The organism is Bifidobacterium sp. UTBIF-78 (genome assembly GCF_006408945.1).
Classification (GTDB): domain Bacteria; phylum Actinomycetota; class Actinomycetes; order Actinomycetales; family Bifidobacteriaceae; genus Bifidobacterium; species Bifidobacterium myosotis.
In genome coordinates this window covers 54,363-77,883 of the sequence record NZ_JFAO01000002.1, presented here as the reverse complement: position 1 = coordinate 77,883, position 23,521 = coordinate 54,363, and the positions used below count along the sequence as shown (strand labels likewise).

The 23,521-nt window shown below is 64.3% G+C and carries 13 protein-coding genes; 2 read left to right on the top strand and 11 right to left on the bottom strand.

Annotated elements, in window-relative coordinates; translation table 11 throughout:
• Window positions 1-163 precede the first annotated feature (163 nt).
• Window positions 164-2,431 (bottom strand): alpha-galactosidase, encoded by a 2,268-nt coding sequence (locus tag BG22_RS00350; protein WP_140492016.1) that lies wholly within the window; start codon window positions 2,429-2,431, stop codon window positions 164-166.
• Window positions 2,432-2,729: 298 nt separating this feature from the next.
• Between BG22_RS00350 and pepN the strand changes: the two genes are divergently transcribed.
• On the top strand, window positions 2,730-5,381 hold the full coding sequence (gene pepN / locus BG22_RS00345) for an aminopeptidase N (protein WP_140492013.1): 2,652 nt from the start codon (window positions 2,730-2,732) through the stop codon (window positions 5,379-5,381).
• An 85-nt stretch (window positions 5,382-5,466) separates the two neighbouring features.
• Here the strand turns inward: pepN and proC are convergent, their stop codons facing one another.
• The 3 genes from proC to BG22_RS00330 form a co-directional block, all read right to left on the bottom strand.
• Window positions 5,467-6,315, bottom strand: a complete 849-nt coding sequence (proC, locus tag BG22_RS00340) for a pyrroline-5-carboxylate reductase (RefSeq protein ID WP_140492010.1) — start codon at window positions 6,313-6,315, stop codon at window positions 5,467-5,469.
• Window positions 6,316-6,590: 275 nt separating this feature from the next.
• On the bottom strand, window positions 6,591-8,615 hold the full coding sequence (locus BG22_RS00335) for a beta-galactosidase (RefSeq protein ID WP_140492007.1): 2,025 nt from the start codon (window positions 8,613-8,615) through the stop codon (window positions 6,591-6,593).
• A 255-nt stretch (window positions 8,616-8,870) separates the two neighbouring features.
• On the bottom strand, window positions 8,871-10,214 hold the full coding sequence (locus BG22_RS00330; protein ID WP_140492004.1) for an alpha/beta fold hydrolase: 1,344 nt from the start codon (window positions 10,212-10,214) through the stop codon (window positions 8,871-8,873).
• A gap of 335 nt (window positions 10,215-10,549) precedes the next feature.
• Between BG22_RS00330 and BG22_RS11020 the strand changes: the two genes are divergently transcribed.
• Window positions 10,550-13,255: a histidine kinase gene (locus BG22_RS11020; RefSeq protein ID WP_258186133.1), complete on the top strand. Its 2,706-nt coding sequence runs from the start codon at window positions 10,550-10,552 to the stop codon at window positions 13,253-13,255.
• Window positions 13,256-13,765: 510 nt separating this feature from the next.
• Here BG22_RS11020 and BG22_RS00320 read toward each other — a convergent pair.
• The 7 genes from BG22_RS00320 to BG22_RS00290 form a co-directional block, all read right to left on the bottom strand.
• The gene (locus BG22_RS00320) at window positions 13,766-14,563 is read right to left on the bottom strand and encodes a response regulator transcription factor (protein WP_140492001.1); all 798 of its coding nucleotides are present in this window, start codon (window positions 14,561-14,563) and stop codon (window positions 13,766-13,768) included.
• 606 nt (window positions 14,564-15,169) lie between these two features.
• Window positions 15,170-15,793 carry a cytochrome C oxidase subunit IV gene (locus tag BG22_RS00315; protein WP_140491998.1) on the bottom strand — a complete coding sequence of 208 codons (624 nt, stop codon included), beginning with the start codon at window positions 15,791-15,793 and terminating at the stop codon, window positions 15,170-15,172.
• Entirely contained in the window at window positions 15,790-16,515 is a 726-nt protein-coding gene (locus tag BG22_RS00310; protein ID WP_140491995.1) for a hypothetical protein, read from the bottom strand. The genes BG22_RS00315 and BG22_RS00310 overlap by 4 nt, the downstream gene beginning before the upstream one ends.
• A 2-nt stretch (window positions 16,516-16,517) precedes the next feature.
• Window positions 16,518-17,174: an ABC transporter ATP-binding protein gene (locus BG22_RS00305; protein WP_140491992.1), complete on the bottom strand. Its 657-nt coding sequence runs from the start codon at window positions 17,172-17,174 to the stop codon at window positions 16,518-16,520.
• A gap of 297 nt (window positions 17,175-17,471) precedes the next feature.
• Window positions 17,472-20,231, bottom strand: coding sequence for an ABC transporter permease (locus tag BG22_RS00300; protein ID WP_140491989.1), 2,760 nt, complete (start codon window positions 20,229-20,231; stop codon window positions 17,472-17,474).
• A 17-nt stretch (window positions 20,232-20,248) separates the two neighbouring features.
• Window positions 20,249-21,244, bottom strand: a complete 996-nt coding sequence (locus BG22_RS00295) for an ABC transporter ATP-binding protein (RefSeq protein WP_181163316.1) — start codon at window positions 21,242-21,244, stop codon at window positions 20,249-20,251.
• A gap of 657 nt (window positions 21,245-21,901) precedes the next feature.
• The gene (locus BG22_RS00290) at window positions 21,902-23,218 is read right to left on the bottom strand and encodes an O-acetylhomoserine aminocarboxypropyltransferase/cysteine synthase family protein (RefSeq protein ID WP_140491979.1); all 1,317 of its coding nucleotides are present in this window, start codon (window positions 23,216-23,218) and stop codon (window positions 21,902-21,904) included.
• Window positions 23,219-23,521: the final 303 nt, after the last annotated feature.

Below are 23,521 nucleotides of genomic sequence, written 5' to 3'. Positions count from 1 at the left end.
CCGAAGTGGGCGGGCGGCGTTTTGCGGTCTCCCCCACGCCACTATGCGCGGGAGAGATGTTCATTGACGGATGGACGGATTGATACGGATAAGGCGGATGGACGGATGGACGGATGGCCCGTCTTGGGTCGGGCCGCCTGTCGAGGCTCCCACCTGCCGCGACTCATCGTGCGGTGATCTCGAACAGGCGCGACTGGTAGTCGCCCTGATAGATCCATGTGGTCCACGGGCCGAAGCCGGAGTCGGACACGTCGAAGCCGTGGTGCATGAGCTCGTCGCCGTAGAACGTCTCGCCATCCACCTGCGGCATGCGGTAGGCGGTGTCGCGCACCTCGTACTCGCGCTCCGGGTCGAGTCCGGCGAGGCGGAGCGAACGGTAGCCCTCGTTGACCGGCTGGTGGGCGCGGTAGTAGCCCACCAGCGCACGGGAGCGGTTCGGGGAGACCACCATCCACGCGGTCTCGGCCCCCTCCTGCAGGCCGACCGGGTTCGTGCCGAACGGGCTGATGAGGCGATAGAACGTGCCGTGCGCGATGAGGTCGTAATGGTCCTTGAAGAACCGGATCTGCGCGCGGATCTCCTCCTGCTCCTCCGGAGGAATCTTGTTGACGTCAAGCTCGTAGCCGAACGTGCCGAAGTAGGCCACGTCCGCGCGGGTCTTGAGCGGCGTCCTGCGGAACACCTGATGGTTCGGCACGGCGGAGACGTGGCTGCCCATGCTGGAGATCGGGTAGCCGAACGAGGTGCCGTACTGGATCTTCAGACGCTCGATCGCGTCGGAGTCGTCGGAGATCCAGCCCTGCGGCGCGTAGTAGAGCATGCCGGCGTCGAAACGGCCGCCGCCCGAGGCGCAGGATTCGAACAGCACCTCCGGGAACTTGGAGGTCAGCCGCTCATAGAGCGCGTATACGCCGAGGATCTGGCGGTGGTAGACCTCGCCTTGGAACTCGGCCGGACGACCCTGCGAGAACACGTCGGTCATCGAACGGTTCATATCCCACTTGACGTAGCTGACGAGTCCGGTGCCGAGGATCTTCTCCATCTGCTCGGCGATGTAGTCCACCACCTCGGGCTTGGTGAAGTCGAGCTCGAACTGGTTGCGGCCGTGCAGCGGCTCGCGGTCCGGCACGCGGATCATCCAGTCGGGGTGGGACTCGTAGAGCCTGGAGTCCTTGCTGATCATCTCGGGCTCGAACCACAGGCCGAACTTCATGCCGAGCGCGGTGATGCGACGAGCCAGCCCCTCCACGCCGTTCGGCAGCTTCTTCGGGTCGGCGAACCAGTCGCCCAGCGAGCTTTCGTCGTTGTCGCGGTGGCCGAACCAGCCGTCGTCGAGCACGAACAGGTCCACGCCGAGCTCGTGCGCCTTGGCGGCGATGCCGTACACCTTGTCCTCATCGAAGCGCATGTACGTGCTTTCCCAGCTGTTGATGAGCACCGGGCGCGGGCGGTCGCGCCAGTAGCCGCGGGCCAACCGGGTGCGGTACAGCTCGTGGTAGGCCTGGCTCATGTGGTTGAGGCCGTCGGCGCTGTATACGATGACCGCCTCGGGCGTCTGGAACGTCGCACCCGGTTCAAGCCGCCATGCGAAGCCCTCGGGGTGGATGCCCATCATCACGCGGGTGACGTGGTAGTTATCCACTTCGACCTGACCGAGGAAGTTGCCGCTGTAGACCAGGCTCACGCCGAAGCACTCGCCGGCGGTTTCGGTGGTCTCCGGGCGCTTGAAGATGAGGAACGGGTTGAACTGGTGCGAGCTGTGGCCGCGCAGGCTGTAGATGGACTGCACGCCGGTTTTGAGCGGGCGTTCGTCCAGATGGCGTTCGCGTCCCCATGCGCCGGTGAAGTCGAGCATGTTCCAACGCGCGTCCGGCAGGTCGATGTTGGCGCTCATCGCCGCGTCAAGCACAAGCTCCCGCTCGCCGTGGTTCACAAAGCGCGCGTTGCGGGCCAGCACCGGACGGTCGGCGTACAGCGTGTAGGACAGCTCCAGCTCGGCCTTGGTGACCTCGTCGGCGAGCGTGATGGTCAGCGTCTCGGCCTCGGCGTCGTCCTCGACGTAGGTGGCGGGCAGCCCCTCGAGCTTCGGCTTGCCCGGCGTGACGACGTGCGAGACGTACTTGAAGTCGGCGTAGCGGCTGCCGTCCGGGTTGACCACCGTGGCGGCCATATTGCGCAGGTCGCCGTTGCCGGTGACCGGGTATTCCTGCTTGGTGTCCTCCAGCGAGAAGCTCTGGTCGCCCTCGTAGACGCACGGGTCCATGTCGCGGCGCTCGTTGACCTGCATATGGGTGAAGTTCTCGCGGTCCTTCAGCGGCGCACCGAAGTACAGTTGCCCGATCTGACCGTTGCGCAGCACGTCGATGATGTAGGAGAAGTACCGGTTGTGGATGTGGAAGACCTTGGTGTTCTCGTGATACACGATGGGCATGAGCGCGACCCTCCTGTTCAGACTCTTCGCTTTCCGACGGTGCCTCGACGCATCGCCGCTGGCTTCCAACGATACGGCCGGCATGCGGCCCAATTGATGGACGAATCCGGTGGTCGGGTGGATTCTCATTCGCTGTTTACCCGCCGGTATACGGAACTTCACCGAGGTGGACAAAACCATCGAGTTCCCCGATTCCCCGCCGATATGCCGCCATTGGTAACGTGGCGCGCGACGCCGGGCCGGTAGCATGGGGCGCATGGCCGCTCCGTCGCGGTCTCCACCAAGCAAGGGGGAACATATGCCGGGAACCAATCTGACCCAGGACGAAGCGAAAGAGCGCAGGCACGCCATCGTCGGCACGCCGGACTACCGCGTATCACTGGACGTGACCCGCGGACCGGACACGTTCGCGTCCGTCACGACGATCGACTTCGACGCAATCGCCGGAGCGTCCACGTTTCTGGACCTGACCGCCGAACAGGTCGAATCGATCACGCTGAACGACGAAGCTCTGCCGGTAGAGCACGTCTACGCGGACTCGCGTATCACGCTGTCCGGCCTGGCGGCGCACAACACCGTGGAGGTCAGGGCGCTGGGCCGGTATTCGAAGACCGGCGAGGGCCTGCAACGCAGCGTGGACCCCGCGGACGGCAACGTGTACCTGTACACGCAGTTCGAGGTGCCGGACGCGCGCCGCGTCTACGCCGTGTTCGACCAGCCGGACATCAAGGCCACATTCACCTTCGACCTCAAGGCGCCCGCATCGTGGATCGCCCTGTCGAACACGCCCGTCGTCGCCAACGAGGACGTGCCCGACACGCTCACCGGACCCGGCACGCTGAGCGACAGGCCGGCCGAGCCGGTCCGGCACTGGCGGTTCAAGACCACGCCGGTCATGTCCTCGTACCTGACCGCGCTGGCCATCGGTCCATACGCCGAATGGCATACGGACTACGAGAACCCCGACGGCCGGACCATCGCACTGGGCCTGTACTGCCGGCAGACGCTCGCCGACGCGCTGGCCAAGGACACGGATTACCTGTTCGACATCACCAAGGCCGGCATGACGTTCTACGCCGAGCAGTGGGGCGTGCCGTACCCATATGAGAAGTACGACCAGGCGCTGGTGCCCGAATACAATTCCGGCGCGATGGAGAACATCGGACTGGTCATCATGCACGACCAGTATGCCTTCACCTCCAAGGTGGCGGGCAATGTGGCCGAACGCCGCGTGCTCAACGTGCTGCACGAGCTCGCCCATATGTGGTTCGGCGACTACGTGACCATGAAGTGGTGGAACGACCTGTGGCTCAACGAATCCTTCGCCACGTTCATGGGGTATCTGGCATGCGTGGAGCGCACCGAATGGAAGGACGCCTGGGCCACGTTCTGCTCGTGCGAGAAGTACGGCGCGCTGGACATCGACCAGCGGCCCACCACGCATCCGGTGGTCGCGCCGATCAACGATCTCAACGACACGTACGTCAACTTCGACAGCATCACCTACGCCAAGGGCGCGTCCGTGCTGAAGCAGATGGTGTACTACGTGGGCCGCGAGGCGTTCTTCAGGGGCATCCACGAGTACCTGACCGACCGCGCCTACGGCAACGCCACGCTGAACGACCTGCTCGATGCGCTGGAGAAGGCCAGCGGCCGGCCGATGCGCGTCTGGGCGGAGCGATGGCTGGAGCATCCGGGGATGAACACGATCGCGGCGTCCGTGACCGCCACCGGGGATTCCAATGATTCCAGTGATTCCCAGGATTCCGGGGCGCACGGCAAGATCGCCGAACTGACGCTGACGCAGACCGCACTCGAGCAATACCCGGTACTGCGCCCGCACCGTCTCGCGGTGGGCTTCTACAATCTGGACGAGGCCACCGGCGAGGTGCGCCGCACCGAACGCTTCGAGCTGGACGTGGACGGCGAGGCCACCACGGTCGCCGAAGCCGCGGGCCGTCCGCTGCCCGACGTCATCCTCATCAACGACGACGACCTGACCTATACCAAGGTGAGGCTGGACCCGCGTTCGGCGAGCTTCGCCGCCGACAACCTGTACCGGTTCGCCGACCCGTTGGCCCGCGCCGTGCTCTGGCAGACGTTCTGGTCGATGACCCGAGACGGCGACTTCCCCGCCGAACGGTTCATCGACCTGTCGCTCAAGGCGCTGGCCACCGAACACCAGCCCGCCACCTTCACCTACAGCATGCGCGAGATGCAGATCACCGCGCAGCATTACGTGCCGCTGGAACGTCGTGCGGCCGTGCTCGCACACATCTCCGAGGAACTGTGGAAGCTCATCGGCGCCGCCAAGCCCGGTTCGGACCAGCAGTTCCAGCTGGTCACCGCGTATCTGACCAAGTATGCGGCGGATGACGCGTTCGAGGCGCACGCGCGAGGCCTGCTGGACGGCTCGGTGACGTTCGAGGGCCTTGCCATCGACAACGGCATGCGGTGGACGATCCTGCGCGCGCTCGCCTCGCGCGGATTCCTCACCGAGGACGACATCGACCACGAGCTGGCCGCGAACGACACCTCGGGCAACCGCGAGCAGGCGTTGGCCGCGAAATGCTCGATTCCCGACCCCGACGTCAAGCGCCGGTACTGGGACCTCATGTTGCACGACGAGTCGCTGTCACACACGCAGTTGTGGGAGATGGCACCCGCGTTCAACACGAATGTGGGCCGTGCCGACCTCTACGAGCCGTATGCCGCCGCGTACTTCGAGCAGGCGGAGTGGATTTGGACGAATCGATCCTTCCATGTGGCGGACGTGCTGCTGCGTTTCCTCTATCCGGAGCACGCGCCCGCCGAGACGCTGGTGGCTTTGGGAGACGCCTGGCTCGCCGCGCATCCGGCAGGCAAAGTCGATGACGCCCTGCGCCGTCTGGTGATCGACGCCGTGGACGGCTCCCGCCGCGCCGCCAAGGTCGAGGCCGCCAACCGGTAGCTGCTTGGCGTGACAGGGTGTTGATGGGCACCGACGCCATTATCAGTGTCCATCATCACCCTGTCACGCCGCTGTGGTCACCGTGTCATTGTTCGATGGCGTCCACGGCGTTGATCACTGTGCCGCGGAAGCCGTCCTTCTCGAGCTGGGCGACGCCGCGGATCGTGGTGCCGCCGGGCGAGCAGACGGCGTCCTTCATTGCGCCGGGGTGCGTGCCGGTGGCCATGTACAGCGCGCCCACGCCTTCGACCATCTTCGCGGCGAGGCGGTAGGCGGCCGCGCGCTGCAGGCCGTACTTGACGCCGGCGTCGCCCAGCGCCTCGATATACATGTCGGTGAACGCGGGCGCGCATCCGGCGATACACATCGCGATGTTCATGTGCGCGGTGTCCACGCGTTCGATGAGGCTGATCGGCGCGAACAGTTCCTCGAAGGCCGCGGTCTGCTCGCGGGTGAGCGTGTTCGTGGCCTCGGTCACCAGCACGCCCTTGCCGACCGCCATCGGGGTGTTCGGAATCGTGCACTGGATGTGGATGGCGGGCGCGTCGCCAGCGGCGGCCTTACCGGTCTCCCCTGCATCGCCTGCGCCCTCGCCACCGAACAACTCCTGGTACTTCGCCAGATCCCAGCCGGCGGCGATGGACACCACGAACTTGTCCGGCTTGGCGAGCTCGCGGACCAGCGGCCCAACCACGCTCTCGATCTGGTACGGCTTGATGGCCACGATGACCACGTCGGCCGCCACGGCCACCTCCACCGGATTGTGCAACGGCCGTACGCCGAGCGTGGCGGCGTTCTTCTCGAGCTTGTCGTAATGGGCCGCGCAGGCCACGATCTGGTGGCCGCGCACCACGCCGGCATCCACAAGCCCTTGCGCGATGGCCTGTGCCATGTTGCCGTATCCGATGAAACCGATGGTGAGATTGCTGGACATATGCTTCCTTCCCGGGCCCCGATACCGCCCTGCAACGCAGTTGAATCGCAGATCCGCATCATCCAACGAACCGGAAACGAATCGAAACCGAACCGGAACCCGCCTCTCCCGGCTCCCATAGGGAAACCGTCGGCCGGTTCCGGCTCGATGCGGACCGCGCGACTATCAACTATCAGCTTTACATGCCGAGTGTAAACGCAAATGCTCCGTCTCATCGGCGGGGTTCCACATCGGCCCCTGCCGTCGGGACGGAGACGGAGCAGCGCGCCCGGCGCCTACAGCCGGATCACACGCAGACCGTACGGCTCGATGTCGAACAGGCCGGCGATGCGGCTGCCGTCGAACACCGACGTACCGGACAGACGCTCGGGCAGGTTGACGGTCTGCGTCTCAGGGCCGTTGTTGAGCACGAACACGAGTCGGCGGCCGTCATCGTAGTCACGCACGCGCACCTCCACATCATGCGGTGTCTCTATCGTCTCCAGCGCGGCATCGCGTACAAGCACGTCCGCGAACCAGTCCATTCCGTTCTCGTCCAGATGGGTGCCCACGTAGTAGGCCTTGCCGGAGCCCACCGTGTTGACGGTGACCGCGGCAGTACCGGCGTAGAAGTCGGTGGTGTATGTGGCGAGCACGTTCGAGGTGACGGGATGGATGAGCTCGGCCACGATGCTGCCGGTCACGTCGCCGCCATTCTCGAGATGCACTCCCACCGGGCGCTCGGGCGGCAGCGCGTCGAGCTCCTCGCCCCACGACCCAACGAGCTCGCGGAAGGCGCCGGGATAGCCTCCGAGAATCACCTGATCGTTCTCGTCGGCGATGCCGGACATCGTGGTGGCCACGAACCGTCCTCCGCTGCGCACATAGGATTCGATTGCATCAGGCACGCCGGGCTTGACCATGAGCAGAGCCGGGGCGAGCACTACCCGGTACTTCGCGAGCTGATCGGACGGTGTGGTGCTGGGGATGATGTCAACCTGGATGTTGCGACGGTAGAGAGCCGCGTAATAGTGATGGATCTGATCGACGTACTTGAGCAGGACCGACGGGCCGGACGAGTAGTACATCGCCCAGTAGCTCTCCCAGTCGAACATGATGGCCGCCTGCGATTCGACGTGGCCACCCATGTATTCCTTGCCATATTCCTTGAGTTCCGCGCCGAGCTGGCTCACCTCGCGGAAGACGCGCGTGTTCTCGGTGTCGGCGTGGCTGATCACCGCGCCGTGGAACCGCTCGGTGCCGCCGATCGAACGACGCAGCTGGAAGAACTGCACGGTGTCGGCGCCGTGGGCGACGGCCTGATAGCTCATCACGCGCATCTGGCCAGGACGCTTAAGCGAGTTGTACGGCTGCCAGTTCTGCTGGCTCGGCGTCTGCTCCATGAGCATGAACGGCTTGCCGCCGCCCACGCCGCGCATGAGGTCGTGGCGCATGGCCACTGCGGAAGCCGGGAAATCGTAGCGCGGGTAGCTGTCCCAGCTGACCACATCCAGTTCCTTGCCCAGCTGGAAGTAGTCGATATCCATGAACACGCTCATCAAGTTGGTGGTGATTGGCGTGGTCTTGTCGAACTCGCGGATCGCCGCCCGCTCGTCGGTGAAGCAGCGGGTGATGGAGGTGCTCATGAACCGACGGTAGTCGATGGCCGCGCAGGACAGTGTGGCGCAACCGGGCTCCCATTCGTCGCTCAGCGCGTTGGGGACCACGATATCGTCCCAGTCATAGATCGTGTGGCCCCAGAAGTGCGTGTACCACGCCTTGTTCAGCGCTTCGATGGTGCCGTACTTGGACTTGAGCCATTCAATCCACGCGTCGCGGCAGTTGTCGCAGTAGCAGTACGCGCCATACTCGTTGGACACATGCCATGCCACCAAACCGGGCGTGTCCGCATATCGTTCGGCAAGCTTGCCAGCCAGACGCGGCGCGTACGTCTTGAACGTCGGCGAGTTCGGGCAGGGGTTGTGCCGGTCGCCGAACTTGTGGCGACGGCCTTCGAAGTCGGTGTACATCACGTCCGGGTGACGTCTGGCCATCCACGCGGGAATCGCGGCAGTGGAGGTTGCCAGGACGATACCGAAGTGATGGTCCACCAGCAGCTTCACAATCCTGTCGAGCGTGGAGAAGTCGTACTCGTCCTCGCTGGGCTGCAGCTGCGCCCACGAGAACACGTTGATCGTGGCCTCGTTGATGCCGGCGTCCTCCAGCATCCTGATGTCCTTGATCCATACGGATTCGTCCCACTGCTCGGGGTTCCAGTCGCCGCCGTAGTAGAAGCGGTCGAACATCGGCTGTGCCATCATTGGCTCCTTTTCGTGGTCGGTTACGACAATCCGCTCTATTTTTCGCGGATCTACAGCAAATACGAGGGCGTCTCCCCCTCCCGCCAGCGCGAGATGGGCGGGCAACCGTTCGCCGTCACCACTATGCCCAATCCGTGACGTCAGGGCTGCTGGCTGACTGACGGCGTCAGCCTGTGGCACTCCCCATCCCCACAAGGGACGAGGGAAGCCACAGGCTGAACCGACCCAAAGCCACAAATCAGCTACAAGTCAGTCTCAGAACAGCGCCTCGAGGTCGCCGCGGTTGAGGGCCTCCTCGAAGAGACGCTGGAAGACGTGGCCGCTGTGCACGCCGTCATGCTCGTACTCGTTGGTCACCCAAGCGTGCGAGTTGCCGAGGTTCTTGAGCGTCTTGAGCTGCAGCGTGGAGTCCACGTACATGTCGTCGTAGTAGACGGCGGCCTGCAGCGGCACCTCGTTACGTGCCAGCTGGTCGAGATCGTAGATCTTGTCCCAGTGACCGTCCTCCATGAGGATGTCCATGGCGTTGCGGAACGGGATGAGCGCGCCGCCCTCCTCGAACATCCACGGGAACGACGCCTCGCCGGTGAACAGCAGCGGACGGTGCGAGGGGTCGAACTCGGGGTGCTTGTCACGCTCGCGCTGGGCCGCCCAGCGAATCGGTTCGCATTCGCCGTTCGCGTAGATGAACTCCTGAAGCGTCCAGTACAGAGGCTTGTTGTAAGTCTGCGTGGAGGTGAGCACGCCCATCAGGAAGCCGTCCGTGAGATAGGAGCTGCGACTTGCGGAACCGTCGCCGTTCACGAACGCGGTGTCCAGCAGCCAATGCAGTCGTTCGAAGCTGGGCTTCATGCCGAAGTCGCTGCCCAGCAGCTGCAGGCGGTGGATGGACAGCGGATCGCCGTTGGGCAGGTGCACGTCGGACGCCGTGAGGATGTCGGCGATGGCGGCCACGCGCTCCACGTCCTGCGGGTAACGCTCGTAGAACTGGCGGTTCTTCTCGATCATGCGCGGGAAGGTGTGCGAGTACACCGCGTCGGCGTCGGCCGCCACGTACGGGATGCCGCCCGTGGTGAACGAGGCCAGCAGGCCCTGCGGGTAGAGCGACAGGTACGCGAGCGTGAGGAACCCGCCGTAGCTCTGGCCCAGCGACACCCACTTCCTGCCGTGGAATTCGGTCAGTCGCAGGTGTTCGAAGTCGCGCACGATCGAGCCGGCGAGGAAGCGCTTGAGGTAGGCAGCCTGGTCGTGCGGATCGGAGAACCGCGCCATCGTGTGCGAATCGACGGGCGTGGACCGGCCGGTGCCGCGCTGGTCGGGCAGCACGATGCGGAACTGCTTGACCGCATCCTTGACCCAGATTTCGCTCTGCAGGCTCGTCAGGCGCGGGCCGGCGCCGCCGGGGCCGCCCTGCAGGAAGACGAGCAGCGGCAGGTCGTCATGCACATGCTCGGGCGCCGTGACCACGCGGTAGAAGAGTTTGAGGGTTTCGCCGTCGAATCCCTGACCCGGCTCGTGGCCGGACCAGTCAAGCGGCACGTCGATGGAGTGGTCCTCGATGGCGAGGCCCGGGACATAGTATTTGCTCAGCAACGTCATACAGGCAACTGTAACCCGTCCGGTCGTCCGAAAATCCAGCTGCGAGAATGCCCGCGCGTTCGGCACGCGCGGCGTCAGTACGGCTGATTCGGGAGCCGACGCGGCATGGAGAATCCGCGGCCGCCGCCGACCCCCGGAGGAATCTCGTAGGCCGCCCGGAAACCGCCGTCGCCGAAGCGTCCGGGCGGCAAATATCAGGCCCATCACCAAGTCCTAGTCCTTCCCTTCAAGCCTTCCACCAGCCCGCCGCAGCCCCCAACGCAAACCCAACCGGCCCACGGAATCAGCCCTACGGCCGATGCCGTACGGCCCGCGCGCGAGTTAGCCTAAAGGGTATGGATACTGCGGATTGGACCGGTCGACTTCGGCGGCGTCTCGCCCGCGCCCGCACATGGCTGAGGGGCGAGCGGGGCCGGATGTTCACGTTCGACGCGGTGCTGGCACTGATCTTCGTCGGACTGTCTATCGCGTCGACCGTCGGCTCCAGGGATTCCTACAATCCCGGACTGCTGTTCCAATACCCAAACGCGGTGATGGTGGCGTGGGGGCTGCCGGCCGTTGTGCCGCTGGCGCTGCGCCGCATCCGGCCGGAGCCGGCGGCATGGTGGTATGTGGGTCTGACCGCGTCCCACCTGCTGTTCGGTCCGGGCACAATCGACAGCGATCCCCTGTCGCTGCTCATGCTGTATTCCGTGTTGGTGTACGGCACGGCCGGCCATGCATGGCGGTTCGTGACGGCGGCGATGGTGATGGCCTTGCTGACCGCTGGCGTCTGGGCGGTGACGTTCAACGTGACCCCGTTGTTCGACGTGTTGGCGAATGGCACGTATGCCGACTGGACCGCGCAACTGTCCGGCGACACATGCCCCGGCGTCGCGGGCACATTGAGCCCGTCCACCGGCACATGCGGCGCCCGGATGCTGCAGGATGCCGGCATACTGGCGGTCCTAATCGGCGTCAGCATGCTGAGCATCAGCGTGATGGCGCTCTGGCAGCGGGCACGCCGGGCCACCGTAAACGCCATGCGCGAGCGCAACGCCTCCATCATGGCGCGTGAGGCCGAGGAGACGCGCATCGCCGCCCTGGCCGAACGCGCGCGCATCGCCCGCGATATGCATGACGTGGTGGCCCACACGCTGTCCACAATCATCGTGCAGTCGGACGGCGGCCGGTATGCGGGGGCCCGGGACCTCGCCCTCGCCCGCAGGACCATGGCCACAATCCGCCATGAGGCCGAACGGGCCCAGCACGACATGCGGCGCCTGTTCTCGGTGTTCGGCCCGAACGGCGCGGGCGGCGCCAGCGGGTACGCGGACATCCCCTCGCTGTTCGACGGGTCCATTCCCGTCGAACGTCGCGTCACCGGGGTGGCGCATGCGGCGCGCCTGTCCGCCAAGGCCGACGAGGCGGTGTTCCGTCTGGTGCAGGAGTCGCTGACCAACACCCGCAAGCACGCCGGGCCGGGCGCAAGGGTCACCATCGATGAGATCTGGTCGGATGATGCATTGTCCATCACCATTGCGGACAACGGACGCGGCGGCACCTCCACACAGGACGGGCACAGGCCCGGTTACGGATTAATCGGCATGCACGAACGCATCGAAGCCGTGGGCGGCAGCGTCACAGCCGGGCCTAGGCCGAACGGCGGGTTCATCGTGGCGGCCACGATTCCGCTGGTGCCTGTTCCGGGCGAGGCGGACGGCCATACTGCCATGCCAGCCGTGCCCCGAGCGGATGACGCCGCCACACCCCAAGCCTCCGGCACCGGTCATCGGGCCAACGGCGAATCCATGTCCTCCCCCATGGCGGCCATCCCCGCCGCCGGCAACTTGGGACCGAGCCGTGACGGCAAGAGCATCCCCTCGGACGGCATGGCTGCGGACGCGGGCACCAGGAGGGCCAGCATGACGGAACTTCCCTCGGGCAATCCCCCGGCCGGAAGCGCATCAGGCATCGCCTCCCCCGCGTCATCCGCTTCCCCGACCCCGATCCTTTCCCACATGAAGATCCATCTGCCGCAGCCGTTGTACAGACTGGCGCGTTGGCTGCGAGCCAAGCCGATCGATCAGGGCGACAACCACGAACTGAACTGGGTGGCATGGCTGGCGCGTTGGACCGAACGCCATTATCTGTTCATGGACACGATGGGCGCAGTGTTGCTCATGCTGCTCTTCTACAAGCCCACGTTCAGGGACCTCCAATGGCAGACCGGATACGGCGTGGTGCTCCCCCATGTGGCGACCGCCCTGCTGACCATCGTGCTGCTGGCCCCGCTGGCATTCCGCCGCAGGTTCCCGGAGGCCAGCGCGCTGGCCGTCGCGGTGCTGGCGTTCCTGCAATTGCTGTTCCTGCCATCGGTGCTTCCGCTCAACATCTTCGCGCTGGTATCCGTGTATTCGGCGGTGCTGTACGGCCGCGAACGGGCGTGGCGCTGGGTGAGCGTGGCGCTGGTCATCGATTCGTGGGCTTTCGGCATCAGGACGACGTCCGGCCAGGATGGCATCGGTTCGCTGATGAGACTCGCCCTGTCGCCCGTATACACCGTGATGGATTGGGTGGCCGTGGTATTGGGCGGTCTGCTGCTGGGAGGCATGGTGATGCTCGCCGGCTTCGGCTGCATCGCCGCCGCCCGTTGGGCCCGTTCGCGAGGCTCGAACGCGCTGGTGCTGCAGCAGCGCGAGGAGGCGTTGCGCGCGGAGCAGGAACGACAGAAGGTGCTGGCCGCGAATCTGGAGCGGGAGCGCATCAGTGCCGCCATGCAGGCCGAGGTGGCGGCCACGCTGGAGTCGGTGATCGTTCAGACGGATGCGGGTTTGGCGATGCTGGACGGCCCTGCCGAGCCGAGCGGCGAACAGGTTGCGGCGGCGTTCGCGGCGATCGGGTCGCGCGGCCGGTCGGCGCTCGCCCATATGCGTCAGCTACTCGCGGTGTTGCGCGAGACCGGTTTCAGCGACGCGGCGCACGAGGGCATGGCGCCCGAGATGCGGCTCGCACCGGCCGCCTCGCTGGACAGCCAGCTGCGCGATCGGGCTCGAGGATAAGCGGCCACAGGAATGTAGGTCCTGCCGCTGACCCATTTGCCGCCAATCCTCGCGTGACAACCGGTGTATTCCCCGACCTTGCCGTTGGCGAGTTTCTTGCTTATCTAGTGGTCCGTCTCACAAATAATTGAGCACTGTATCTCCTGCCTCTTCCCCAGTCAGCTTCGCTGCCAGCTCCTCGTCAGAGGGGGGCCAACACCACTCAGACAATTACGAGATAGACCACTAGTATCCTGCGCCAAAAATTCGTTGATTAATTCACTACCCCTCAGATCCGCTTCGCGGGCCAGCTCCCTAACAAGGGGAGCTAATAATATATTCAACGAATTTCTGACGCGGCATACTAGTATTTAATCAGGTAGATGGCTTCGGACTTCCTTGTTCGCGGCATCGAGTCTCCGTTCTGCAACATTCCGCAACATCCGGTTGCCCGTTACCTAACTATTGAGTACCCGCTAAGCGCCTGTTATCCTTGGAACACCGCCGTTTTGGGCTGCCATCCAGGTGACGTCACACCAAATGGTTGTCGTACGCGAAGACCACGGCTTGGACGCGGTCGCGGGCGTTGATCTTGGCGAGGATGTGGGCCACATGGGTCTTGACCGTGGGCAGGGAGATGAACAGCCTGTCCGCAATCTCCTGATTGCTCAGACCGTGGGCGACCTCGACGAGCACCTCGCGTTCGCGGTCGGTGAGCAGGTCCAGCTCCGGGTCGGTGTAGCACGGCTGGTTCGAGACGCGGCCGGTCGCAACATGACCGGCGCCGATGCCACCGTTGACGTCGTTGCCTTCCCCGATGCCGACGGCGGCACCGGCATTCGGCACGCCACCCAACGAACCATGCTGCGCATAGCCGTCCTGCATCATCTTCTCGATGAGGCGTTTCGTGGCGGACGGCGCGATGATCGCATTGCCCTGGAACACCGTCCGAATCGAATTGAGCAGGGTCTCCGGCTCGGTGTCCTTGAGCAGGAACCCGGAGGCACCGGCGTCGATCGCGGCCATCACGTACTCGTCCAGATCGAAGGTGGTGAGGATGATGACGCGAATCGGCCGCACGCCCGAAGCCAGCGCGGTGATCCGACGCGTGGCCTCGATGCCGTCCACGCCGGGCATGCGCACGTCCATGAGCACCACGTCCGGCCGCAGCGATTCGGCTGATGCGACCGCTTGGGCGCCGTCGGACGCCTGACCGACCACAGCCATGTCCGGCTGCGAGCCGATGACCATGGCGAAGCCGGCGCGCACCAGCTCCTGATCGTCTGCGATGACCACGCGGATGCCGTCGTTCCCGTTGCTCTCGTTCATGCTTCCACTGTATGCGATTTACCGCCGTCTTTCAGGGATTCACCACCCTGATTGTTCCCTGAATGGGGATGTTCTCACCCGTCGATTGGCCATTTCACGGCTATCTGCGTTACGAGGGGCTGGCCTGCATTCGAATCGCAAACATAACCGGCATCGTCGCGGCATTCCCATCGGGATTCGCCGGACCGACCAGCCCCTCGTAACGCAAATACCACCCGATTCGGCCCCATTCGAGCGGGATATCCACGATATCTGCGTTGCAAGGGGTACTTTCACCGTTTTCCGGAGACCTATCTGCCTTGCAAGGGGTACCCAACTGTCCATATGCCAAGTACAAACGCTGCAACGACGGCGTTGATATCCTTCATATCACCCATCAGGTACCCCTTGCAAAGCAGTTGCCTCTCTGCAAACCATCCCAAGTACCCCTCACAACGCAGATATCCATGTCAAACACGAACCAGCCGACGTTGTATCCACTCACCCCGCTTGTGCCCACGACGGAAGTTCGTTGATTATATTTCTGGCTTCCTTTGCCAAGGGAGCTGGCTCACGAAGCGGGACTGAGGGGTGGTCAATTCGTCAACGAACTGCTGACGCATGACGCTAGACGCGTTTCACCGCCTTGCGCAGCAGCCATGCGCTTGCCGCGGCGACGGCGACACCGACCGGGATCACGTAGGCGGCATATCTCACACCGTTCAGCATCCATGTGGTCGGTATGACGGCGTACAGGATCGGTGAGCCCGGGAACATGCCGGAACCGACTGGAAGGCCGACGACGATGAAGAAGATGACGGCGCTCCAGGCGGCGAGGTCGCTCGTCCACAGTCGCAGGACGAAGCATGCGAGGGAAAGCACGACGGCGGCGAACGCCATCATCAGGGCCGCATGCAGGGACAGCGGCTCATTGACGACGAATCCGATGGCAAGCCCGTACAGCAGGGTCAGGCAGACGTTGATTACGACGCCGAGCGATAGCGATTTCAAGCTGAAGCGGAGCAGGAGCCGATCGTGGATGCTGAAGGCACGATACGAGGAGGGCACCCGCGCATGGGGGAAGATGAGGCCGGCCGTGGCGATGGGAAGCATGACCGACAACGCCGACTGAGCCACCGCGATCGTGTTCCCGTAACGCAGGAAGAGCAACGGCAGAACCAACGCGGCCATGAAGGCGAGCGTCGACCAGCGAATCAACGCCACGCGCTCGATATATAATAGGTGCTTCATTTTCTTTCCGCTCCTTTGCAACGGAACCGGCTCAGCAGAACATAGACGACAATGAGCGCCACGATCGGGACGAGCATCACGGGATCGCCGGGCGACCGACTTCCCGTCGCCCCCGGCGCGGCCATGGTGCCGTTCAGGTTCAATCCGACGGCCCGCAGGGCATTCGCAACGTAGGGTGCCGCATAGTCAGGAAGGTCGCCCGGCAATAGGATCCACACATAGAAAAGGATGCCAGAGACGATTCCGGCAGCCGCGGGATTGACGGCGATCTCAATGATCGAGTAGACCAGCGCGATCAGCAGGCTTTGCAATACGACGAAGCACAGGACCACGGCCAGATGCGGGTGCATTGCGGCGCCCGTCAGGATCATGATGGCATCGAAGCCCAGGACGCTCAGCAGGTTCACGGCAATCAGGACCAGCGCCCGAAATACGGTTCTGAGCGAGCATGGAGTCCACGCGAAGTACACCTGGCGGGGCAGGCCCCCATAGTGCGCCTTCGTGATCCTGGCATCGCACGCATAGAGCAGTGCCAGACAGATCAGTGGCTGGGTGCCGGTGAAGAAGAAGCTGTACCCTCCGGCGATTGGGGTTCCGTTCGCCGCGCTTGAAATCCACGAGCCCATCAGGAGGGACGCTACGGATCCGAGCACCGCGGCGAGGAAATACCATGCGCTCCAGTAATAGGCAATCAACGCGCGAACAGGAGAAATAGCGCTCAACTTTACCTCCCCTGATATAGATCCGCGAGGTTCACCCCGGTCAGATCCGAGACCTGCACGGCCCGACCATGACGAATCAGAATGCACTCGTCCGGAACCCCCTGAATCTCATGGAGCAGATGCGTGGAAATCACCACGCAGTTCCCCGCATCCCGATAGGCGCGCAGTGTTTCGGACAGGGAGATCATGCCGTCGGCATCCAAACCGTTCTGCGGCTCGTCAAGGAACAGAAACCTCGGACGAGACAGCAGGGCAAGACACAGCTCCAGACGCTCCTTCATGCCCGTCGAATAGTCCTTCGCCTTCCGCCCCTGCGCCGCGCGGTCGATGCCCACGCCGTCCAACGCCGACTCCGGATCCACATCCACACCCCAGAACGCCGAGGCCACCCGGACGTTCTGTCTGCCGCTCAGGTAGGGAAAATAACTTGGATGGTCTATCGCCGCGGACATCTCATTGATATTCGTCTGGGTGTAGGTGACGCTCCCGCTCACGGGCTTTATCCGCCCGAGCAACGTCTTCATCAACGTGGTCTTTCCCGCGCCATTCGGCCCGAGCAGACAGATGATTCTGCCCGTCCTCAACTGCAGATTGATGTCACTGACGATCGGGGAACCCTTGTACCCCACCGAAAGATTGGTTGCTGATATAACTGGCATGACTCACCTTTCAAGAAAGCTGTCTTGGAGGCACAGGCCAAAGGCACCCTACCTAAGTCCGCGCGTCGCAACGACACCGCTGACTATCTGTATCTCTGTATTACGCAATCACGATTCGACTGCTTGGATGGGTGGGTTGTCATCTCAAGATGACAACCTCCAGGTCGGTCGTATTGGCTCGACTCATTTCGGCCAGAATCTCTACAGGCCGATCCGTCAAACGGGCAGTCCGGCGGACTGCCCGTAGGCGAAGTGAGCGTGCCGCGAAGGCCGCCTGTGGAGGCGACGGCAGAAGTCCTAGGCTTCAGCCAGAGCCTCCACGGGAGGCACCTTGACGGCCCGGCGGGCCGGAGCGACGCTGGCAAGCAGGGCGGCGAGCGCGGCGACGCCCAGTACCAGTCCGTTGGTGGCCCAGTCGAACGGCAGCGCCACGGTGGCGTACAGGCTGAACACCATGTAGGAGCCGAGCCAACCGAACAGCGTGCCCAGTGCCACACCCGCCACGCCGGAGACGAGCGAGAGCAGCAGCGCCTCGGCCGCGAGTGAGCGCCGCAACTGCCCGCGCGTCATGCCGATGGCGCGCAGCGTGGCGGATTCGCGGGTTCGCTCGATCACGGAGAGCGACAGCGTGTTCGCCACACCGACCAGCGCGATGAGCACGGCCACGGCGATCAATCCCACCAGCAGGGCCATCATGCTGTCAATCGTGGTCTCCCACATCGAGCGTTCGGCCACCGGCCCGGACACGCTCACCCCCGGGGAGGCCGAGAACGCCTGCTGCACATTGGTGAGCACGTCGTTCATCGTGATGCCGGCAGCATCCGTATCCACACGCATGAGCAGCATGTGGCCGGCGGTTTCGAGGTCGCCATCGGTGAAATGCTCTGCGTTGACGAACGCCACCGCGCCGTAGTCGGAGGAGACACGGCGGTAGTCGGCCTGCTGAGGCTTGAGGGCGATCGGCTTGCGGCTGGCGGCATCGGTCTCGACGCCGGCCGGATTTTCCCGGAAGACGACAGACCCGTCGAAGCCGACCTTCTTGCCATCCATGGCGTTGATCGTCGGCAGTAGCACGTCGCCCGGCCCAATCGAAACACCGCTCAGATCGGCCTTCATCACCTTCGCGAGCGCGGCGGCGTCCTTGATGCCGACAAGCATCACGGACAGCTCCTTGCCGTCCTTCGTGGTGACGTACCGCACGGTGGTGGGCGCGTAGAGGGAGGCGGCCATGCCCTTGGCCTCGGCGGCGTCCGTGGCCTGCTTGTCGGTCATATCGTTGCCGGCGGCGATCATGTCCACGCTGTAGCGCTGGTCCAAGGCCACTTCCATGGTCTGCTTGCCGCTGGCGGCGCCGGTGGCGATGGTGGACACGAGCGTGACGCCGATGAGTAGCGCGGCTCCGGTGGCCGCCACGCGACGCGGGTTCTTCTGGATGTTTGCATTGGCGATTCTCGCGCTGGGGCCTGCCAACGAGACGGCCGATCCCACGCCGCGCATGAGCAGCGGCAGCCAGAACGCGGCGGACAGCACCAGTCCCAAGAAGATCAGCGCGCATCCGGCGATGGCCATAAGCAGGACTACCGCGTACCGCTCGATCAGCGCGTCATGTCCGACGAGCGACTCGTGCATCTGCCATGCGGCGAACACGGCGAGTGCCGCGCCGGCAGCCACAAGGATGCCCGAGCAGACGGCCCGCATCACTCCTGCCCGGCGCGTATCGGTCAGTTCGATGGGGCGCAGCGCCTCGAGCGGTGTCACGGCGGTGGCGGCACGCGCGGAGCCGAGCGAGGCGAGCACGGTCATCACCACGCCGAACGCGATGGGCACCACGAACGCCTGCCAGCTCAGGATCAGCCGGGCCCTTAGCTCGTCGCCGCCCATGAGTCCCGAGGCACACAGGCCGGCGATGAGGCCGATACCCAGCGCCACGCCGAGTAGTGAGGCGACCAATCCGAGCACGCCGGCCTCGAGCAGCACGGAGGCATACAGCTGTCCCTTCTGGGCGCCGATCGTGCGCAGCAGCGCCAGGGTACGACGGCGTTGCGCCACCAGCACCTGGAACGTGTTGGCGATCACCAGCGCGGCCACAACCATGGCCAGGATGCCGAAGCTCAGGAGGAACACGGTGGTGATGCTGAGCCCGCCGTCCGCGTCGAGATTCTGCAACGCATCCTTGTCGATGTCCGCACGGCTCATGACGACGTAGTATTCCGGCATCAGCTTGGCAACGCGTTCGGCGGTGGCCTGCGCCTTGGCATCACCATCCCTGCCCGCTCCAGCGCCGGCGAGGTCGAGGTAGAGCGTATTGGCGGTGACGTCGTTGAATTCCGCCGCGCCGGACATGGTGGCCAGCACGTTGTTCGACAGGACGGACGCACCGCCGTAATAGGAGTACGCGCCGTTCGGATCGTCGGTCAGGCCGGTCACGCGTACCGTCATGGCGGAGCTGTTGGCGCCGCTACCAGTCGTGGCCCCGCCAGCCGTCGAAAACTCACCGGCAGAGGCACCAGCACCAGCGGCATTCCCCTCGATCGCCGCCTGAGCGGCCAGGGAATTCACCGTGACCGTATCGCCCACGCTCACACCGAGCTGCTCGGCGACGGACCGAGGCAGGGCGATTTCGTCGTTGTCGATCGGTTGGTTGCCGTCCGAAACGGTGACCGGCAGCAGCGAGAGGCTCTTCGCGGTGCCGATGGCGATGCCGGTGACGTGACGGTCGCCCTTGGCGACGGTCAATCTGGGCACGGTCACATCGACGCGCACGTCCTCGACCCCGTCGATGGTGCGCAGCCGGTCAAGCTGGAAGTCGGCGACGGTAGTGGCGTACGCTTTGCTCTGCTCGTCTTCGGTGGCGTTCTTCAACGCTTCGGAGTCGGGCGTCACCACATAGTTCGCCCCACCGTATAGCGCGGTCTGCTGATGGACGAGCGCATCGCCCATCGTGTTCGAGAACAGGAACGTGGCGGCGATGAACGCGGTGCCGATCAGAATGGCGATGCCGGCGGGAATGAGCATCCGGCCGTTCTTGCGCATGAGTTTCAAGGTGATGTCGAACATGATTCGCGACTCCTCTCTCAAGCGGCGTGACGCGCGGTCGCAGCGGCGCGGCGGTGGCTTGAGTGACGCTTCGTGGAGGGTTCGGCGTCACTGTCGGCGAATACATCCGGCCTCACGAAACGGTCGTGCGTATCGGACGTCAGCACGGCGTCGGTGACGGGCAGCGTCACATCGCCGGCGACCCCGGCCAGACGGGCGAGCTTGTCCGCCGAAGTAGCGGTGACCGCGGCGCGTGTGGCCCGTTCGCGCTCGGCCATGAGCAGGCTGCTCATGACTTCGGCGGTGGGATGCGGCTCGTCGGCCACGATCCGCCCGTCCGCGAACACGATGGCGCGATCCGCGTAGGATGCGGCCACGGCGTCGTGCGTGACCATGACGATGGTCTGGCCGAGCTCGTTTACCGAACGCTTGAGGAAATCGAGCACTTCGGCGCTGGAGACGGAATCGAGGTTGCCGGTAGGCTCGTCGGCGAAGACGAGGCTGGGCTTGGTGATGAGGGCCCTTGCGATGGCCACGCGCTGCTGCTGTCCGCCGGACAGCTCATTGGGGCGGTGGTTCAGTCGCTGCCTAAGCCCCAGGGTCTCCACCAACAGGTCGAACCATTCCCGGTCGGCTTTGGCACCGGCAAGGGTCAACGGCATGAGGATGTTCTGCTCGGCGCTGAACATGGGCAGCAGGTTGAAGCTCTGGAAGATGAACCCGATCTTGTTGCGGCGCAGCATGGTGAGCTGCTTGTCATTCATACGGGTCAGATCCTTGCCCTCGAACAGAATGTGCCCGGAGGTGGCGGAATCGAGGCCCGCCAACGTGTGCATGAGCGTGGATTTTCCGGAGCCGGAAGGCCCCATGATGGCGGTGAACCGGCCTCGTTCGAAGCTCACGTTCACGCCGCGCAGCGCGTGAACGGCGTTGGAGCCGGTGCCATAGTCCTTGACCAGATCGATGGCCTGGATGGCGGTTGCCGCGTCGGATGCGCCGGTCGCGCCCTGGGCCGGGATATTCTGCTGATTCATCATCGTCTCTTCCTGAAAGTCCGGGCCCGATGCCCGGATGATGCTTCCAACTTAGAAAAAGACGACGTTGCCTCCCATCGTGCGTGAGGCTGAATCCTCCGCCTTCCCAGCGAGGCGATCCTCATCCTCAAGGATGACGAAGAAGACAAGGATGACGATGAGCCGATAACGATGCGCCGATGACGGAGGGCTCGGCGCGTACCCGAAAGCCCCGCTGTATAAGGCCTTTATAAGCGGCTTCGTATGGGACAGACTCAGGTACATTCATCGTTTCTTAGGTAAGCCCCAAAGAACAACAGAACAGGACAGCACAACAACGCAGGCATACATGCAAGGCGACGATGAATATGTGCCTAAGCAATGAAAACGCATGGCCCCTACACGCCAAAATCGGAAGAGCCCCTTTGCTTCCCGCATCCCGGCCATTCCTACACATGCACGAAAAACCAGTTGCTCTTGGATACCGCGGGCCTTGCGGTGATGGTTGCGGCGAATCCCCGTGAGGCATGGAAAGCCCGCACTGCATGACGTCAGTGCGGGCTTTCCTATCCCTTGAGTCAAGTAATGGCTGAGAAGGACCCCCTTCGGTTCCGCTCCCCTACGGCGCACCCCATAAACGCCGTTCCCCTTCGGGCCGGAACCGTATCCTTCCCGGTGTTACTTGGCCAGGCCGGAGGCGCGGACGGCCTCGAAGCCGCCCTTGAGGTCGTCGAGGATGTCCTCGATGTTCTCGGTGCCGATGGACAGGCGGATGGTGCCCTGATGGATGCCCTGGTCCTCGAGCTCCTCCAGCGTCTCCTGGGAGTGCGTGGTGGAGGCCGGGTGGATGACGAGGGGCTTCACGTCGGCCACGTTGGCGAGCAGCGAGAACAGGTGCAGGTTGTCGATGAAGACGCGGGCCGCATCCTTACCGCCCTTGATGTCGAAGGTGAAGATGGAGCCGGCGCCGTTCGGGAAGTACTTCTTGTACAGCTCGTGGTCGCGGCGGCCTTCGATGGACGGGTGGGAGACGGACTCGACTTCCGGCACGGTCTGCAGGTACTCGACGACCTTCAGCGCGTTCTGGACGTGACGCTCGACGCGCAGGGACAGGGTCTCGGTGCCCTGCAGCAGCAGGAAGGCGGCGAACGGGGACAGGGTGGCGCCGGTGTCGCGCAGCAGGATGGCGCGGATGCGGGTCACGAAGGCGGCGCCGCCCAGAGCCTCGTAGAAGTTGAGGCCGTGGTAGGACGGGTCCGGCTCGGTGAGGGTCGGGAACTTGCCCGGCACCTCGGCCCAGTTGAAGTTGCCGCCCTCGACGACCACGCCGCCCAGCGTGGTGCCGTGGCCGCCGATGAACTTGGTGGCGGATTCGACCACGACGTCGGCGCCGTGCTCGAGCGGACGGAACAGGTACGGGGTGGCGAAGGTGTTGTCCACAATCACCGGCAGATGATGCTTATGGGCGATTGCGGAGATGGCCTCGAAGTCCGGCAGGTCGGCGTTCGGGTTGCCGAAGGTCTCGAAGTAGACGAGCTTGGTGTTCTCCTGGATGGCGTCCTCGAAGTTCTGCGGGACCTCCGGGTCCACGAAGGTGGTGGTGATGCCGTCGCGCGGCAGGGTGTGCTTGAGCAGGTTGAAGGTGCCGCCGTAGATGTTCTTGGAGGAGACGATGTGGTCGCCGGACTGGGTGATGTTGCGCACGGCGTACTCGACGGCGGCCGCGCCGGAGGCGACGGCGATGCCGGCGGTGCCACCCTCGAGGGCGGCGATGCGGTCCTCGAAGACGCCCTGGGTGGAGTTGGTCAGACGGCCGTAGATGTTGCCCGGGTCAGCGAGGCCGAAGCGGGCCTCGGCGTGGTCGAAGTTGTGGAAGACGTAGGAGGTGGTCGCGTAGATCGGCACCGCACGGGAGTCGGTGGCCGGGTCGGCCTGCTCCTGGCCTACGTGCAGCTGCAGGGTTTCAAAACGGTACTTCTTGTTGTTCTCGGCCATGATGTGCTCCTTGTAGTGGTCGCGAGGTTTTTCCTTGCCACCCGCCTGCCGTGTTCGGCGGTTGGCGAGGTGTTGGTTATGAAGGTACGCGCGGCGTGCAGCGCGGCGCAAGCCGGACGTTATCGGGGTTGCCTATAGACCCTTATAAGCCGTTGGAATCATTGGGCTCGCGGGTTCCGTACGACGTTGAATTCATCGTCGGAACCGCCGCGACACGCCGGCGGCGGCGATACGGTTCGGCGTCACGCGGATGCGGCGAGGACGAGGCGCAGGTACGGCGCGGACATGCCATGGACCATGGCC